Genomic DNA, 15951 nt, shown 5'->3' with positions numbered 1-15951 from the left:
TCATGGCTATTCGATTCCTGCCTTTTTGGACGTCAGGACATACGCGTTTCATTAGCTGACCTTGACTTGACCGCTGCCATCCAGGCACGCGGTAAAACTGACCTGGCGCTTGAAACCATCCACTTCCAGCAAGCCTTCGATGTTGAAGGCCAGCCGAAGCTGATCGTGTTCACGCGGCAGGGAGATGACATGCACTGCGCTCAGGCGCGGCTCGTAGGCTTCGATGAACTTTTCGATGGCCTGACGGGCCTGGCTCAGCGAGTCGTGCAGGCTCAGACGCATATCATTGAGATCGGGGAGCCCGTAATCGGACAGCGTTTGCACGCTGCCCGCACGGGTGCTGAGCATCTTGGCCAGATGAGCAGCCACGGACGCCATGGCGGAGACCTCGCGACTCCAGCCGACGCGGCCGTCCGCGTCTCCCCCCAGGCGTTCGAAAAGGCTGCCGTATCCAGTCATGAGTCAGGCTCCGTTTACTCTTTGTCCAGCTTGCCAACCAGCGACAAGGTGAAATCGGCACCCATGTATTTGAAATGCGGGCGCACGTTCAGGCTGACGCGGTACCAGCCAGGCTCGCCTTCGACATCACTGACGATGATCTCGGCTGCGCGCAGTGGACGACGGCCACGCACTTCGGCACCGGGGTTTTCCTGATCAGCGATGTACTGGCTGATCCATTTGTTGAGTTCACGCTCCAGGTCAGTGCGCTCCTTCCACGAACCCAGTTGCTCGCGCTGCAGCACTTTCAGGTAATGAGCCAGGCGGTTGACGATCATCATGTACGGCAGTTGGGTGCCGAGCTTGTAGTTCAACTCCGCCCTCTTGCCTTCGGAACTGATGCCAAAGAACTTGGGTTTTTGCACCGAACTGGCGGAGAAGAACGCGGCGTTGTCGCTGCCTTTGCGCATGGTCAGGGAAATGAAACCCTCCTCGGCCAGTTCGTATTCACGACGGTCGCTCACCAGAACCTCGGTAGGAATCTTGGTTTCGATCTCGCCCATGCTTTCGAAGTGATGCAACGGCAGGTCTTCAACTGCCCCACCGCTTTGCGGGCCAATAATGTTCGGACACCAGCGGAACTTGGCGAAACTGTCGGCCAGCCTGGTAGCGAATGCATAAGCGGTGTTGCCCCACAGGTAGTGCTCGTGGCTGTTGGCGACGGTCTCTTTGTAGACGAACGATTTGACCGGGTTTTCTTCCGGGTCGTACGGGTTACGCAGCAGGAATCGCGGCACCGTCAGGCCAACGTAACGGGCGTCTTCCGACTGGCGGAAGCTCTGCCATTTGGCGAATTGCGGGCCTTCGAAGTGATCCTTCAGATCCTTCAGGTCCGGCAGACCGGTGAAACTGTCCAGACCGAAGAATTTCGGGCCGGCCGCAGCGATGAACGGCGCGTGGGACATGCAGGCCACGCTGGACACGTACTGCATCAGTTTCACGTCCGGCGAGCTTGGGGACATGAAGTAGTTGGCGATGATCGCGCCCACCGGCTGACCACCGAACTGACCGTACTCAGCGGTGTAGACGTGCTTGTAAAGACCCGATTGCATCACTTCCGGCGAATCTTCGAAGTCGTCCAGCAGGTCGTCCTTGGAGACGTTGAGGATTTCGATCTTGATGTTTTCGCGGAAATTGGTTCGCTCGACCAGTAACTGCAGGCCACGCCACGACGATTCCAGAGACTGGAAGTCCGGGTGGTGGAGGATTTCGTCCATCTGGCGGCTGAGCTTGGCATCGATCTCGGCGATCATGCGGTCAACCATGGCTTTCTTGACCGGCTCACCATTGTTCTGCGGTTTGAGCAATTCCTCGATGAAGGCCGACACACCGCGTTTGGCGATGTCGTAGGCTTCGTCAGCCGGAGTCAGGCGGGTTTCGGCGATGATGCTGTCGAGAATGCTGTATTCGCCGTTCTCGTTGCTGTTCTGCTGCGCTGCACTAGTGCTCATTGTCTTGGCTTCCTTGGCTGATGGGGACTCAGGCGTTCCGGGCTGCGGCGTTCAAACCCAGCTCACCCAGTACGCGACCGCGGGACTCGTCGTCGGCGAGCACGCCTTCGATGGCTTTACGGAACGCAGGCGCGTTACCCAGCGGGCCTTTGAGGGCCACCAGCGCGTCGCGCAGTTCCATCAGTTTTTTCAGTTCGGGCACCTGCTCGACCAGCGAGGCAGGGTTGAAGTCCTTCATCGAGTTGACGCGCAGTTTCACCGCCAGTTCTTCAGTATCGCTGTCTACCTGAAGACGGTTCGGCACGCTCAAGGTCAGCTCCAACTCTTGCTTTGCCAGCACTTCGTCGAAGGTCATTTTGTCGATGTTGATCGGCTTGCGATCTTCGACTTTGCGTTCGTCCCTGCGGTGGGTGTAGTCACCGATTGACAGTATTTTCAACGGCAGTTCGATCTCTTCCTGTGCACCACCGGTGGCAGGTTTGAAAGTGACGTTGATGCGTTCCTTGGGGGCTACCGAGCCTTCTTTGGCCATGGCTTTTCTCCTTGCGGTTGAGGCCCTGGGGCCTATTGGAGTACCACTTCAAGATCGAGGTGGCACAACCTGCGATAAACCTCTTCCTTGCACTCACGCACAGCATGGTTCTGCGGTAACAACTCGCAGCAGCTATGCAGCAAATGCAGCACTTCGAGCACAAGATCAGGCTCCCAGGCGCTGACTCCCGAGTCCTGTAATGTTTGGTCGAGGGTTTCGAGTTGGGTCTTGGCCAGTTCGTATTTCTTGGCCATGAAACACAGCCGCGCGAGGGCGAACTGCCAGAAGAATCGAAAGCGCCCGCCCTGGGCACTTTGCAGGCCCTGCTTGAGGATCTGCACGGCAGCCTTGAGGCCGTCCTTGCGCAGGATCGGCAGGGCTTCTTCCAGGGCCAGTTCCCAGGCCGGCTGGGCGTCGGTTGATTCAACCTTGCGCGGCGTACTGGCGGTTTGCAGATGCGGCATGACATGGGTACCGATCCAGGCGCGGGTGGCGGGATCGGCAAATGGAGTACCGTCGTGAAAACGCAGTTCGATGATGCCGGGCAGACGCCGCATCAAAAGCGCGAAGTGCACTTCCACCTCGCGCATGGCCAATTCCGCGTTCAGTCCTTGCAAGCATTCCCAGACCATTCGCTGGCCATCGAACCAGAAGGGCGCGTTCGCCAGACTTGCCTCCAGGTCCACCAGCAGGTCTGCGTATTTGCCCTGATCATAGCGATCCTGATAATTCCTGAGCTTGTCCACCAGCGGCCCGCGCATCACGGTAATCTGCTCGGCGTCGCGCTCGGGAATCGTGTCGATGGGCAGCCACAACAACGTGCGATTGAGGCGCAAGGCGCGCACATCGGTGGCTTTTTGCTTGAGCCACCAGGCACACAAGGGACGGGCGCTTTCCAGCTGAGCACGCAAGGCTTTTTGAGCCTCTCTCTCATTCTCGATGGGTGCGCCAGGCGCGAACAACTGCGTAGCAACCTGTTTAACCTGCGCAACCGCAGCCCCCACCAGGCCGGTCTCCGACGGGCTGTCGGCGGCGCGTTGGACCCTGTTTTTCAGGCGGCGGGAAATCGGCAACAGCAGTGGCGCGTCATCGCCCAAATGCTCGGTACATGCAGCATCAAGACCCTCGAGGTGTTCGACCAGGCGACGAAACAACGGCAGCTGTTCTTTGATCGCGATATTTTCACCAAACACCTGTTCAAGGCGCGTTACCAACCAGGTGAGAGCCGCTGTGCGTGTTCGAGACTTGCCCGGATGGATCTCACTCCAATGGTTTTCACACAGATAGCGCAGGAATCCTAGGCCAGCCAACAGCCCGGGGAAGGACTCGCAGCGGTACAAGCCCCAGGTCAGCCAAGCCCCGACGCGTAAATCCTTGGACTGGGTGCGCAGCAGGGTTTCACTGTTTTCACAGACTTTTCGCCAATCAGTCTGGCCGCTCTCGTGAATGGATTGCGCTTTACCCAGCTCACCCTCCAACGCTTCATACTCGCTGGAAAAACGAACGTCCTCGCCCGCAAAAGCCTCTTTGGAAACAGAGGCTTTCGCGAGTTCAAGATAGTAAGAAGAAAGTTCACTGGAGTAGGACATCCATACCCTTTGATCAAAATTGCTGCGCTTTAACGCCGTCATTGCGAGCGAGCTATATTCATGGGCACGCCTGCGAATTTATCTCGCACTCATACCCCAACGAATTTATTTATAAAGCAGTAAAAATCGCGCCTTTCATCAATACACAAGAAAACACCAGCTGGCATACAAGCAATAAAAAAACGCGATATTTTCTATTTTTTCATCTCATCAGGCAGCTCAAAAGCGTGCCGGACCGAGTGAAATTGATGAAGCGAGTCATTCAGGAGATATTACGATCTTTGCGACAATTTAAGGTGTAGGACTATTCCGAGAACACATTAGGAAAATTCCTTAAGGCTCTATATATTTGGCGGCGAACAAATTGATAGCGAATTGCGCAGAGTGCGCAAAAAATTGCACGTTAAATTGTGGACAACCTTGTAGATGAGCTTCTGCAGAGCCTGTATCTCATCACGCACAGACAAATGCGCAAAAAGTTGCGCAGACCTGCGTAACTTCTTGCGCACTTTTTACCGATGCCGCCTATATAAGTCAGCAACTAAAACTTCGTTTTTCTCCGCATAATCCTGATAAATAAGGAGTTTGGTTTAACTGGCATAAACCTTGATCGTGGTTTTGGAGCCCACGACGCAATAAAGCCTGTGGGAACCCCTTTTTTCAGCAAAGAGAGCATCCATGGCTACGCCAGCATATATGTCCATCACGGGTACCAAGCAGAGTCTGATCACTGCAGGTGCTTTCACTCCAGACTCCGTAGGCAACATCTACCAGGAAGGCCATGAAGACGAGATCATGGTCCAGAGTTTCAGCCACGAAGTGATCATTCCCCGCGATCCGCAATCGGGTCAACCGACCGGCCAACGTGTTCACAAGCCAGTCAAAATCACGAAGGTGTTCGACAAGTCCTCGCCACTGCTGCTGGCTGCACTGACTTCTGGCGAGCTCCTGACTGAGGTTATCATCAAGTGGTACCGCACTTCGGCAGCAGCCACTCAAGAACACTACTTCACCACCAAACTTGAAGACGCGATCATCGTCAACATCAAGGACTACATGTATAACTGCCAGGATCCGTCTAATGCGCACTTCACGCACCTGGAAGACGTTGAATTCAGCTATCGCAAAATCACTTGGACACACGAAGTATGTGGTACCTCCGGCTCTGATGACTGGCGCAGTCCAGTCGCAGGCTGAAACTAGCTGAGTGCTTCACGGCATCGACCTTTTTAGTGGTTGATGCCGTTTTTATCCGAGCTTGCTCGCAAAAGCGTCCTCTCAATCAACCATCAAGCCTGAGCCGTACACACCTTCTCTGAGTTCACCTCTTCCTTGCGCACAAACCGGTTCGCCCGCGCAAACGTGCCGAAATCATTGAAGCGCACACCCATTTCCCGCATCACCTTATGCCCCACCGGCACGGTCAGCTGGCGAATGTAGAAGGGTTCCTTCACCACGAAGTGATGGATGCCGTGACTGCTGCCGAAGTTGAAGCAGAACGCCTGCAACGGCCACAGCCACCAGGCGTTCAGTACCTGGCATTGCTGCATCACGTTCCCGGGCTCGATGTCGCCGTAGTAGTGCATGTTCGAGCTGATGAAGTGCAGGCAGAACGTGCGCAGCACGTTCGGGCCGATGATGACGACGGCCGCGATGTCGATCACGTTCATCACCGACAGCGTGGTCGCGGACCATTCAATCGGGGCGCCCAGCAGGTGCGCGATGCCGTTCGCGGCGTGGAAGCCGAGAAACACATACCACGCACCCCAATGCACCAGCGCCAGCGGCGCATAGACCTTCAGCGAGCGTTTGATGATGCTGAACTTGTGAGCGCGGGTCTTGGCTCGCAGCATGCGAATAAACGCCGACATGACGTTGTCGCCAACCATCAGCAACCGCGCCAAACCCCAAGGCTCGCCATTGGTGATCGCACGTTCTTCCATGTCGCTCTCGGAACCGGAGACCTTGTGGTGGTTAAGGTGCAGGTGACGGCGAATCCATGGATTGATCGTACTCGGACGCGCCAGCCAGACCAGGCCCATCATCAGGTTGTGCGGTACCCGCTGTTTGCGGAAGTACATGCTGTGGATCAGGTCATGCTCAAGTTCGTGGGTCAACGAGGCGAAGAACGCATTGAGCAGCAGGCACGCCCACCAGGCCATGTGCCCGCTGATGTAGAGCGCTGCGCAGCCGAGCATCCCGGCCAGTGCGAAGGCCAGGATACCCGCGCCCAGTGCGTCCTGATGCTTGAGTATCGGGTAGCGCTGACGCAGCTCGACGCCCTTGGCCAGCACCACTTCACGAATATGCGCTGATCGCTGCGCTGCATTCAGTCGCTGGGGACTTGCAGAAGTACCGTGCATGCTTCCATCCTCTGGTTATTGATGTTCGCATGCTGCCTTGTGATCCTGCACAACGCGGTAGCCGTGAACGCCAACCTGTTGACCGGAAGCGCCAATCAGCATGACTGAACCGACCTCCCTCGCCAGCTGGACCCGCGCCCTGCGCAAGCAACTCGACGCCTTGGGCCTCGACAGCACCACCCTGTGCCACCAGGCCGGGCTCGATCCGCAGTTGATGGACGACCCGAACGCCCGATACCCGTTGTCCGGCACCACGCGACTGTGGGAGCTGGCGGTGCAGGCCAGCGGCGACTCGGCGATTGGCCTGCGCGTCTCACGCTTCGTCAGCCCCACCACCTTTCACGCGCTCGGTTATGCGCTGGTGGCCAGCGGCAGTTTGCGCGAAGTGTTCGAGCGCATCGTGCGTTATCACCAGGTGGTCAGTGACGCCCTGGAACTGGAACTGACACGCACCGAGGATCGCTACCGCTTCCGCCTGAAAATTCCTACAGGTAATCCGGCCCCGGCCTACGAGGCCATCGATGCGTTCATGGCGATTTACGTGCGTACCTGCCGCAATCGCCTGGGCCGCGACTATGCCCCGCTGGCGGTTTACCTGCGTCGGCCGGAACCTGAAGACTCGCATCAATGGCACAAAGTCTTCCGCTCGCCCGTGCACTTCGGCGCCGACGAAGACCGACTGGAATTCGCCCTGGTTGACTTCGACAGTCACCTGGACGACGCCAACCCGGAGCTGGCCGAACACAATGAAACCGTACTCAAACGCACCCTGGCGCAACTCAAGCCGTTGACCTGGGAGCGCAAGGTCCGCGATGCCATAGAAGAGCAATTGCCGGAAGGTGAACCCAGCGCCGAACACATCGCCAAGGCCCTGCACCTGAGCTTGCGCAGCCTGCAACGGCATCTGGCGGATGAAGGTTGTCGGTTCGACACGCTGCTCAATGAAAGCCGCGAGAATCTGGCGTTGTTGCACCTGCGTGATCCCCAGGTTTCGCTGAGCGAGATCAGTTATTTACTTGGGTTTGCCGATACCAGCAGTTTCAGCCGCGCATTCAAGCGCTGGACAGGGATGACACCGGGGCAGTTTCGGGATGGGTTGCGGTAGGTTTTTCACCGGACATACCGGCCTCTTCGCTGGCAAGCCAGCTCTCACAGGGTATTCGGTTGACCAGCCATTCAGGATTCACACAAGCCACTGTAGGAGCTGGCTTGCCAGCGAATTCGATTGTTCAGGCAACACAGAAACCACTACCGCCCCTGCCCCCGCCGCAACAACTTGCGCACCCGCGCCACCAGCTCACTCACCGCGAACGGCTTGAGCAGGTAGTCATCTTCATGCAGTTCCAGCCCGCGCAGGCGATCCTCGATGCCATCCCTGGTGGTGAGGAGCAGCACCGGCGTTTCACCGAGCTTGCGGATCTGTTGCAGCAACTGCCAGCCATTGAGCCCCGGCAGCATGACGTCAAGGATGATCAGCTCGTATTCGCCGGACTCGATGAAGCGCCGGCCGTCCATCCCGTTGACCGCCACATCCACCGCATAGCTGGCCTCGCTCAGGCCATTGGCCAGGAGCTTGGCGGTCTCGGGTTCGTCTTCCACTAACAGCACACGCATGGCACACCTCGATTGTCGTCCTCACAGGCTAGGCGTGTTCGGGGATAAAGCCCACCTTTAAAAGATCGCCAACGCCCGCAACCGTTCGACATCGAGGATTTCGATCTCGCCGTAGCCCAGACTCAAAATCCCCTGCCCCTGCAGATCCTTGAGCAGTTGATTGGTGGTCTGGCGCGACAACGACAACATTGACGCAAGCTGCTCCTGCGGCAGTTGCAGGAGCCGGCGCGGCGGGTCGATCTCGCCATAGCCGTGGGCGATCATCAGCAAGCGATGGGCCAGCCGTGTCGGGGCCGGCATCAGGCTCAGCTGTTCGAGGTGGATGAAGGTCAGTCGCAGTTTCTGGCTCATGAGCAAGGCCAGTTGCCGCCAGTACGCCGGTTGTTCGTCGAGCAAGCTCAGTAGCGCCGTTTGCGGGATGTGCAACAGGGTGCAGTTGCCCAGGCCGTACGCATCGTGGGTGCGCGCCTGGCCATCGAACAGACAGATCTCGCCGAACCAGTGCGGCGCCTCCACCAGACTGAGCAACGCTTCCTTGCCTTGCTCGCTGACCGCGCCAATGCGCACGGCACCTTCGAGCACCGCGTACAGACCACAGGGCGGATCACCCCGCTTGAACAAGCGCTGGCCCGGCGTCAGGCGCCGAACCCTGACGGCGGCCAGCAGACTATCCTGCAAGGAAACAGGCAGATGGCTGAACCACTGGCCGTGCATCAAGCGCGGACGCCAGACCTGCATATCCATGAAAACTCCTAAAGATTGTCGCCTGGCTGACAGAGTGAGAAATGGCCCCGGGGCAAGATCAATCACCCTACAGGAGGAATAACAATGAAAAGCCTCGTTGACCATCTCAGTCAATACGCCACCTACCACCGTGACCCGCGAAACATCGCTACACACTTCATTGGCATTCCGCTGATTGTGGTGGCGGTGGCGGTCCTGCTGTCTCGTCCGCAATGGGCCGGGGGCTGGCTTTCTCCGGCGATACTGGTGTCGTTGGCTTCGGCGTGGTTTTACCTGCGCCTGGAATTGCGCCTTGGCGCGCTGATGACGGTGTTGCTGGGGCTGTGTGCCTGGGCCGGTCATGCGCTGGCACAGCAAAGCACAGGGGTCTGGCTCGTCGCCGGCATCGGAATGTTTGTGGTGGGTTGGGCGATTCAGTTTGTTGGCCATCACTACGAAGGGCGCAAACCGGCGTTCGTCGATGACGTCACGGGGTTGATTGTCGGGCCGTTGTTTGTGGTGGCGGAACTGGCGTTCCTGCTGGGGATGCGCCATGAGCTGAAAGAGCAGATCGAAGTGCGGGCGGGGGGTGTGCGGCTGAATCCGAATCGCGCGGCAGTCTAGGCCGCAATCGCCAGCAGGCTGGCTCCCACAAGGGATTTGTGTCGATCACAGATCCAGAGTGGGCGCCAGCCTGCTCGCGATGCTCTAGCTTTAGAGGTTGGCAACCTTCTGCCAGACCTTCGGCTTGAAGAACAACGTCTCGCCCTTCGCCAGCCCAATCAGGCTGTCGTGATCCTTCACCACTTCGGCTTCGATCAAATCGCTCTGCCCTTCAACCTTCAACGTCACCCGCGTCGTCGCGCCCAATGGGCGGATATCGCGCACCTCGGCCGCATGGTGATCTTCCAGTTCATGCCGTGACAGCGACACTTCATGCGGACGGAACAGCACGTGATTGTCTTCACCCAGATGCAGGCGGTTCGAATCGCCGAGGAAGTGATAAACGAAATCGCTGGCCGGGTTTTCGTAGACGTCGCCCGGTGAGCCGATCTGTTCGATCACGCCTTTGTTCATCACCACGATACGGTCGGCGACTTCCATCGCTTCTTCCTGGTCGTGGGTCACGAACACCGAGGTCAGGTTGATGTCTTCGTGCAGCCGCGCCAGCCAGCGGCGCAGCTCTTTGCGGACCTTGGCGTCGAGGGCACCGAACGGCTCGTCGAGCAGCAGTACTTTCGGCTCTACCGCCAGGGCGCGGGCCAGGGCGATCCGCTGGCGCTGGCCACCGGACAGTTGTTCCGGGTAGCGATCCGCCAGCCAATCCAGCTGCACCATGTTCAACAGTTCGTGGACCTTGGTCGCGATCTGGCTTTCGCTCGGGCGCTGGTTCTTGGGCTTCATGCGCAGGCCGAACGCGACGTTGTCGAACACCGTCATGTGGCGGAACAAGGCGTAGTGCTGGAACACGAAACCGACGTTGCGATCACGCACGTCGTGGCCGGAAACGTCCTCACCGTGGAACACGATGCTGCCCTGGTCCGGGGTTTCCAGGCCGGCGATGATCCGCAGCAGCGTGGTCTTGCCGCAGCCGGACGGGCCGAGCAGCGCCACCAGTTCACCGCTGTGGATGTCCAGGCTGATGTTGTCCAGCGCCTTGAACGCATTGAAATTCTTGCTGACGTTACGCACTTCGATCGACATGAATTATTCCTCCGCGGCGCTGGCGCGCAGGCGGTTAATACGGTTTTCGCTCCACTGCTTGAGCAGCAGGATGAAGAGCGCCAGGATCAGCAACAGGCTCGCCACGGCGAACGCGGCCACGTGGTTGTATTCGTTGTAGAGGATCTCGACGTGCAGCGGCAACGTGTTGGTCACCCCGCGAATGTGCCCGGAAACCACCGACACCGCACCGAATTCACCCATGGCCCGCGCCGTACACAACACCACGCCGTAGATCAGGCCCCATTTGATGTTGGGCACCGTGACGTGCCAGAACATCTGCCAGCCATTGGCCCCGAGCAAACGTGCGGCCTCTTCTTCCTGGGTGCCCTGCTCCTGCATCAGCGGGATCAGCTCGCGCGCCACGAACGGCACGGTGACGAAAATCGTCGCCAGCACGATGCCCGGCAAGGCGAAGACAATCTGGATGTCGTGATCCTGCAACCACGGGCCGAACAGCCCTTGGGCGCCGAACATCAGTACGTAGACCAGACCGGCGATCACCGGCGACACCGAGAACGGCAGGTCGATCAGCGTGACCAGCATGCTTTTGCCACGGAACGAGTACTTGCTCACGCACCAGGCCGCGCTCACACCGAACACCAGGTTCAGCGGCACCGAAATCAGCACGGCGATCACCGTGAGTTTCAGCGCGGACAGCGCGTCCGGTTCAAAAATCGCGGTGAAGAACGCACCCAGGCCATTCTTCAGGCCCTGGGACACCACGATGAACAGCGGCAGTAGCAGGAACAGCGTAAAAACCAGCCAGCCAAGGCCGATCAGGATTCGCCGCGAAGTCGCACTGCCACGACGGGCTGCATTCGAGGAAGCGGCAGCAATGGACGATTGGGACATGTGTGCGCCTCCTTATGGGGTTTCGATGCGGCGCTGCAGCAAGTTGATCAGCAGCAACAGGACGAAGGAAACCACCAGCATCAATACGCCAATGGAGGTAGCGCCGGTGTAATCGTACTGGTCAAGCTTGACCATGATCAGCAGCGGCAGGATTTCGGTTTTCATCGGCATGTTGCCGGCGATGAAAATCACCGAACCGTACTCGCCGACCCCACGGGCAAAGGCCAGGGCAAAACCGGTGAGCCAGGCAGGAAGCAGTGCCGGCAACAGGATATGGCGGAAAACCTGTAACGGTTTTGCTCCCAGGCACGCCGCCGCTTCTTCCACTTCGCGAGGGATATCAGCCAGTACAGGTTGTACGGTACGTACTACGAATGGAAGTGTCACAAAAGTGAGGGCAAGGGTGATGCCGAGGGGGGTGTAGGCGATCTTGAACCCCAGATCCGCTGCGAACTGACCCACCAGACCGGTGGGGGTGTACAACGCGGTCAACGCAATACCGGCCACGGCCGTGGGCAATGCAAACGGCAAGTCGATCATTGCATCGATGACTTTGCGCCCGGGGAAGGTATAGCGCACCAGCACCCAGGCCAGCAGCGTGCCGATGATGCCGTTGATAATCGCGGCGTACAGCGCGGTGCCGAAGCTGAGCTTCAACGCCGACAGCACCCGTGGCGCCGAGATGATTGCCCAGAACTGATCCCAGGTGAGTTGAGCGGCGTGTACGAACATCGCCGCCAGTGGTATGAGCACAATCAGGCTGAGGTACACCAAGGTGTAGCCCAGCGTCAGCCCGAAGCCGGGTATGACGGGGGAGATACGACGCGACATAAAAGTCCTTGGTTAAAAACGCATCAATGTGGGAGCGAGCCTGCTCGCGAAGAGGCCATATCAGTCAACATCCAAATCGCCTGATACACCGCCTTCGCGAGCGAGCTCGCCCTCACATGTTTCGTGCCCAGACATCAGGCTCGTTGTCAGTCAGATTACTGCGCCTGGTAAATCTGGTCGAACACGCCACCGTCGTTGAAGAATTTCGGTTGCGCGGTTTTCCAGCCGCCAAAATCTTTATCGATGGTGACCAGCTCCAGTTTCGGGAACTGATTGGCGTACTTGGCGGCGACATCCTTGTCCCGTGGACGATAGAAGTTTTTCGCCGCGATTTCCTGGCCGGCCGGGCTGTACAGGTGCTTGAGGTAGGCTTCGGCGATCTGCTCGTTGCCCTTTTTCTCGGCGTTCTTGTCGACTACGGCGACCGGAGGCTCGGCGAGGATCGACAGCGAAGGCACGACGATGTCGAATTTGTCGGCGCCGCCATCTTCTTTCAGCGCCAGGAAGGCTTCGTTTTCCCAGGCCAGCAACACGTCACCCTGACCGTTGTTGACGAAGGTGATGGTCGAACCGCGAGCACCGGTGTCCAGCACAGGCACGTGCTTGAACAGGGTTTGCACGTATTCCTTGGCTTTGGCTTCGTCGCCGCCGTTGGCTTTCAGGCCGTAGGCCCAGGCCGCGAGGAAGTTCCAGCGTGCACCGCCGGAGGTTTTCGGGTTCGGTGTGATCACCGATACGTCGTTCTTGACCAGGTCGCCCCAGTCCTTGATGCCTTTAGGGTTGCCCTTGCGCACCAGGAACACGATGGTCGAGGTGTAAGGCGTGCTCGCCTCCGGCAGGCGTTTTTGCCAGTCGACGGGCAGTGTCTTGCCAAGCTTGGCGATTTCATCGATATCACCGGCCAGGGCCAGGGTCACGACGTCGGCGCGCAAACCGTCGATCACCGCCCGACCCTGCTTGCCCGAACCACCGTGGGACTGCTGGATCTTCACGGTGTCGCCAGCATGGTCCTTCTGCCAGAACTTGATGAACTCGGCGTTGTAGTCCTGATACAGCTCACGGGTCGGGTCGTACGACACGTTGAGCAACTCGTAATCCTTGGCAACCGCAGAACCCGCAAAAAGGGCACTGGCCAGGGCGGCCAAAGCGAACTGACGAATCGACGACATGGTGAAAGCTCCTGGAATTCTTGGATATTGGCTTTTTTTATGATCTGGAATCGGATGCTTGCTCAAAGATCGCAGCCTGCGGCAGCTCCCGCACAATCCCCCGCTAGAACTGCCGCAGGCTGTGATCTTTTGATTTTTCGCTTCAGCCCGGTTTGTTTCCCGGGTTCTGCAGGCGGAATTTTTCTTTGCGTTCGATCTGAACCACCTGGGCGTTGTGGACGGTGATTTCCACTGCGCCAAAACGCAGATCGCGCAGGGCGCTCTGGATTTCACGCAGGATGGTTGCTTCGTCCTGGCCGTCAACGCTACGTAGAGATGCGCTCATGGTGCTGCTCCTTCGACTGAGAGGTTGCCTGGCAGTGGCGGCACTGCTTGCGGCGTGAGACCAATAGTAGAGAGGCGCAGATATTCTTAAAAAGACTATTTAAGAATGTTTATATAACCAAAAGACATTATTTGATGCGGCAAGGACTTGCGGGGGAAGGGAATTCCGTAGGAGCGAGCTTGCTCGCGATGGACGCGAATGAAAACCAGGACGGCCTGGATGAACGCGGCGCTCCTGCCACCATCGCGAGCAAGCTCGCTCCTACAGGTTTTGCGCAACAGACGCTTAACCGATTGCCGGTGCATGCGCCCAATTCAGTTGTCCGGGAGGCACCGGCCGCCCGAACCAATACCCCTGGCCCAGATGGCTGCCAAGCTCAAGCAGGAGCGCCGCCTGTTCGACCTGCTCGATCCCCTCGGCCTGCACCTGCATTCCCATGCTGTGCGCCAGGGCAATGATCACCCGCACAATGGCTCCGTCGTCTTCGTCCCCCGGCAGCCCGGCGACAAAACCCTGATCGATCTTGAGCTTCTGCACCGGCAGGCGCTTGAGTCGCAGCAGCGACGAATAACCGGTGCCGAAGTCATCGATGGCCAGGCGCACCCCCAATTCGCGCAATCGGTGCATTTGCTCAAGCGCGACCTCCGGGTCTTCCATCACCGCGCTCTCGGTGACCTCCAGTTCCAGATAGGCCGGGTCCAGCCCGGTGTCGCGCAACACCTGAGCCACTTGCTGATACAGCTCACGGCGGGCGAACAGGCGCGATGAGACATTAACCGCGACGAACGACAAGGCCACGCCAGCTTGTTGCCACTGGCACATTTGCTGACATGCTTGCCGCATGACCCAGGCGTCGATTTCGGCAATCAGCCCGGTGCGCTCGGCGACGGGAATGAACTCTGCCGGCGACACTAATCCGCGCTCCGGATGCTCCCAACGCACCAGCGCCTCGACACCGATCATACGGCTGGTTGGCATGTCATGGACCGGCTGGTAGTAAACCCGCAATTGCTGCTGCTCCAGCGCGCGGCGCAGCTCGAATGCAAGCTCGACCCGTTGTTGCGCGTGGGCGGTCAGCTCTTCGGTGTAGAGGGCATAGCCATTGCGGCCGGCGCTCTTGGCCTTGAACAGCGCCGAGTCAGCGTTGCGCAACAATTGCTCAGCGCTCAAGGCATCGCCGGGAAACAGGCTGATACCGATGCTGGTGTTGATGAACAGCTGGTGCTCGTCGATAAGGAACGGCTCTTTGAGGCCATCGATGATCCGCTGCGCCAGCGCCGCAGCCTGGACCAATTGCGGACAGCTCTCGGCCAGCACCGCAAACTCATCGCCCCCCAGCCGTGCCAGCGTAATGCCCGGCCCGAACATCGCCGCAAGACGCTCCGCCACCGCTTTGAGCATGTGATCGCCGATGGTGTGCCCGAGGCTGTCGTTGATCATCTTGAAGTGATCCAGATCGACCATCAGCAGTGCACAGCCGCGCTTTTGAGCCTGCGCCGAAGTCAATGCCTGCTGGGTGCGATCGGTGAACAGCAAGCGGTTGGGCAGATCGGTCAATGGATCGTGGTGCGCCAGGCGAATCAGTTCGTGTTCAGAGTTCTTGATCGCGCTGATGTCGGAAAACACTGCCACGAAATGGCTTAGCCGCCCCTGATCATCATGAATGAGACGAATCGTCTGCCATTGCGGATAGATTTCGCCGCTTTTGCGACGGTTCCAGATTTCCCCGCTCCACTCGCCTTTGCTCTGGAGTGTCGCGAACATCGCCTGGTAGAAAGCGGCCGGATGGCGCCCGGACTTGAACAGGCTGGGCCTTTGCCCCAGCACTTCCTCACTCTGATAACCGGTGATTTGGATGAAAGCCCGGTTCACATGGACAATCAATCCATCGTGATTGGTGACCAACACCCCTTCGCGGGTGCAATCGAATACGGCGGCGGCTTGACGCAATCGCTCCCGATCTTCGCTGCGCTCACGCAATTTGGCGCCGATGCCGAGACAACGAAGCAATCGCGCCCGGGCAATGAAGATAAACCCGGCGCTGATCACCACCCAAACATAACCGTTGATCAGTTGCCATCGCGAAAGCTCGGCAGAACTATCGAAGAAGCTGTTCAATAAATGGCTACTGAACTGCAGCCAGATCATAGAAAGCAAGAGGTAAAGCAGCGCTGCACGCACGGCATAGCGATAGCTGGCAGACATTAGGCTTTCCATATCCCTGCAAAAAACCGGGATTATAGGGCAAAGTCACATCCAGCCACTCATATCCGAAAGAG

At 58.4% G+C, this 15951-nt stretch carries 16 protein-coding genes; 3 read left to right on the top strand and 13 right to left on the bottom strand.

All coding sequences use genetic code 11. The annotated features are described in order from the left end of the window. Positions 1-51: 51 nt before the first annotated feature. Genes tssE through tssA form a run of 4 tightly spaced genes read right to left on the bottom strand, consistent with a single transcriptional unit; the run spans position 52 to position 4070 of the window. Entirely contained in the window at positions 52-459 is a 408-nt protein-coding gene (gene tssE, locus ACX3YD_RS16900) for a type VI secretion system baseplate subunit TssE (protein WP_458960555.1), read from the bottom strand. A gap of 14 nt (positions 460-473) precedes the next feature. After that, on the bottom strand, positions 474-1949 hold the full coding sequence (gene tssC, locus ACX3YD_RS16895) for a type VI secretion system contractile sheath large subunit (RefSeq protein WP_198132616.1): 1476 nt from the start codon (positions 1947-1949) through the stop codon (positions 474-476). A 28-nt stretch (positions 1950-1977) separates the two neighbouring features. Next, positions 1978-2481, bottom strand: a complete 504-nt coding sequence (tssB, locus tag ACX3YD_RS16890) for a type VI secretion system contractile sheath small subunit (protein ID WP_458960554.1) — start codon at positions 2479-2481, stop codon at positions 1978-1980. Positions 2482-2513: 32 nt separating this feature from the next. Next, positions 2514-4070, bottom strand: coding sequence for a type VI secretion system protein TssA (gene tssA / locus ACX3YD_RS16885; protein WP_458960553.1), 1557 nt, complete (start codon positions 4068-4070; stop codon positions 2514-2516). A 678-nt stretch (positions 4071-4748) separates the two neighbouring features. Between tssA and ACX3YD_RS16880 the strand changes: the two genes are divergently transcribed. Further along, complete coding sequence (locus ACX3YD_RS16880; protein WP_458960552.1) at positions 4749-5267, top strand: Hcp family type VI secretion system effector; 519 nt, start codon at positions 4749-4751, stop codon at positions 5265-5267. A 92-nt stretch (positions 5268-5359) separates the two neighbouring features. On the opposite strand, the gene ACX3YD_RS16875 is transcribed toward ACX3YD_RS16880, so the two are convergent. Then, positions 5360-6433 carry a fatty acid desaturase gene (locus ACX3YD_RS16875; protein ID WP_458960551.1) on the bottom strand — a complete coding sequence of 358 codons (1074 nt, stop codon included), beginning with the start codon at positions 6431-6433 and terminating at the stop codon, positions 5360-5362. A gap of 100 nt (positions 6434-6533) precedes the next feature. Here ACX3YD_RS16875 and ACX3YD_RS16870 point away from each other — a divergent pair, with 100 nt between their 5' ends. Further along, positions 6534-7538, top strand: a complete 1005-nt coding sequence (locus tag ACX3YD_RS16870; protein WP_047536096.1) for an AraC family transcriptional regulator — start codon at positions 6534-6536, stop codon at positions 7536-7538. Positions 7539-7681: 143 nt separating this feature from the next. Here ACX3YD_RS16870 and ACX3YD_RS16865 read toward each other — a convergent pair whose 3' ends face one another. Both ACX3YD_RS16865 and ACX3YD_RS16860 read right to left on the bottom strand, forming a co-directional pair. Further along, on the bottom strand, positions 7682-8047 hold the full coding sequence (locus ACX3YD_RS16865) for a response regulator (RefSeq protein WP_103406552.1): 366 nt from the start codon (positions 8045-8047) through the stop codon (positions 7682-7684). 57 nt (positions 8048-8104) lie between these two features. After that, the gene (locus ACX3YD_RS16860; protein ID WP_458960550.1) at positions 8105-8791 is read right to left on the bottom strand and encodes a Crp/Fnr family transcriptional regulator; all 687 of its coding nucleotides are present in this window, start codon (positions 8789-8791) and stop codon (positions 8105-8107) included. An 84-nt stretch (positions 8792-8875) separates the two neighbouring features. Between ACX3YD_RS16860 and ACX3YD_RS16855 the strand changes: the two genes are divergently transcribed. Further along, on the top strand, positions 8876-9394 hold the full coding sequence (locus tag ACX3YD_RS16855; RefSeq protein ID WP_103406554.1) for an Mpo1 family 2-hydroxy fatty acid dioxygenase: 519 nt from the start codon (positions 8876-8878) through the stop codon (positions 9392-9394). 90 nt (positions 9395-9484) lie between these two features. Here ACX3YD_RS16855 and ACX3YD_RS16850 read toward each other — a convergent pair whose 3' ends face one another. The 6 genes from ACX3YD_RS16850 to dibA all read right to left on the bottom strand — a co-directional run bounded on the left by ACX3YD_RS16850 (position 9485) and on the right by dibA (position 15877). Beyond that, complete coding sequence (locus tag ACX3YD_RS16850) at positions 9485-10474, bottom strand: sulfate/molybdate ABC transporter ATP-binding protein (RefSeq protein ID WP_458960549.1); 990 nt, start codon at positions 10472-10474, stop codon at positions 9485-9487. A gap of 3 nt (positions 10475-10477) precedes the next feature. Beyond that, positions 10478-11347, bottom strand: coding sequence for a sulfate ABC transporter permease subunit CysW (gene cysW / locus ACX3YD_RS16845; RefSeq protein WP_047536084.1), 870 nt, complete (start codon positions 11345-11347; stop codon positions 10478-10480). Positions 11348-11359: 12 nt separating this feature from the next. After that, positions 11360-12178: a sulfate ABC transporter permease subunit CysT gene (cysT, locus tag ACX3YD_RS16840; protein WP_198132605.1), complete on the bottom strand. Its 819-nt coding sequence runs from the start codon at positions 12176-12178 to the stop codon at positions 11360-11362. A gap of 155 nt (positions 12179-12333) precedes the next feature. Further along, positions 12334-13347, bottom strand: coding sequence for a sulfate ABC transporter substrate-binding protein (locus ACX3YD_RS16835; protein ID WP_103406557.1), 1014 nt, complete (start codon positions 13345-13347; stop codon positions 12334-12336). A gap of 142 nt (positions 13348-13489) precedes the next feature. Then, a complete protein-coding gene (gene oscA, locus ACX3YD_RS16830) occupies positions 13490-13672 on the bottom strand; it encodes a sulfur starvation response protein OscA (protein ID WP_028943833.1) in 183 nt (60 codons plus the stop codon). Between the two features lie 285 nt (positions 13673-13957). Beyond that, complete coding sequence (gene dibA, locus ACX3YD_RS16825; protein WP_458960548.1) at positions 13958-15877, bottom strand: phosphodiesterase DibA; 1920 nt, start codon at positions 15875-15877, stop codon at positions 13958-13960. Positions 15878-15951: the final 74 nt, after the last annotated feature.

The organism is Pseudomonas fluorescens group sp. PF-1 (assembly GCF_054481335.1).
Note: the sequence above shows the minus strand (reverse complement) of the source record. Positions and strands in the feature narration are given on the sequence as shown.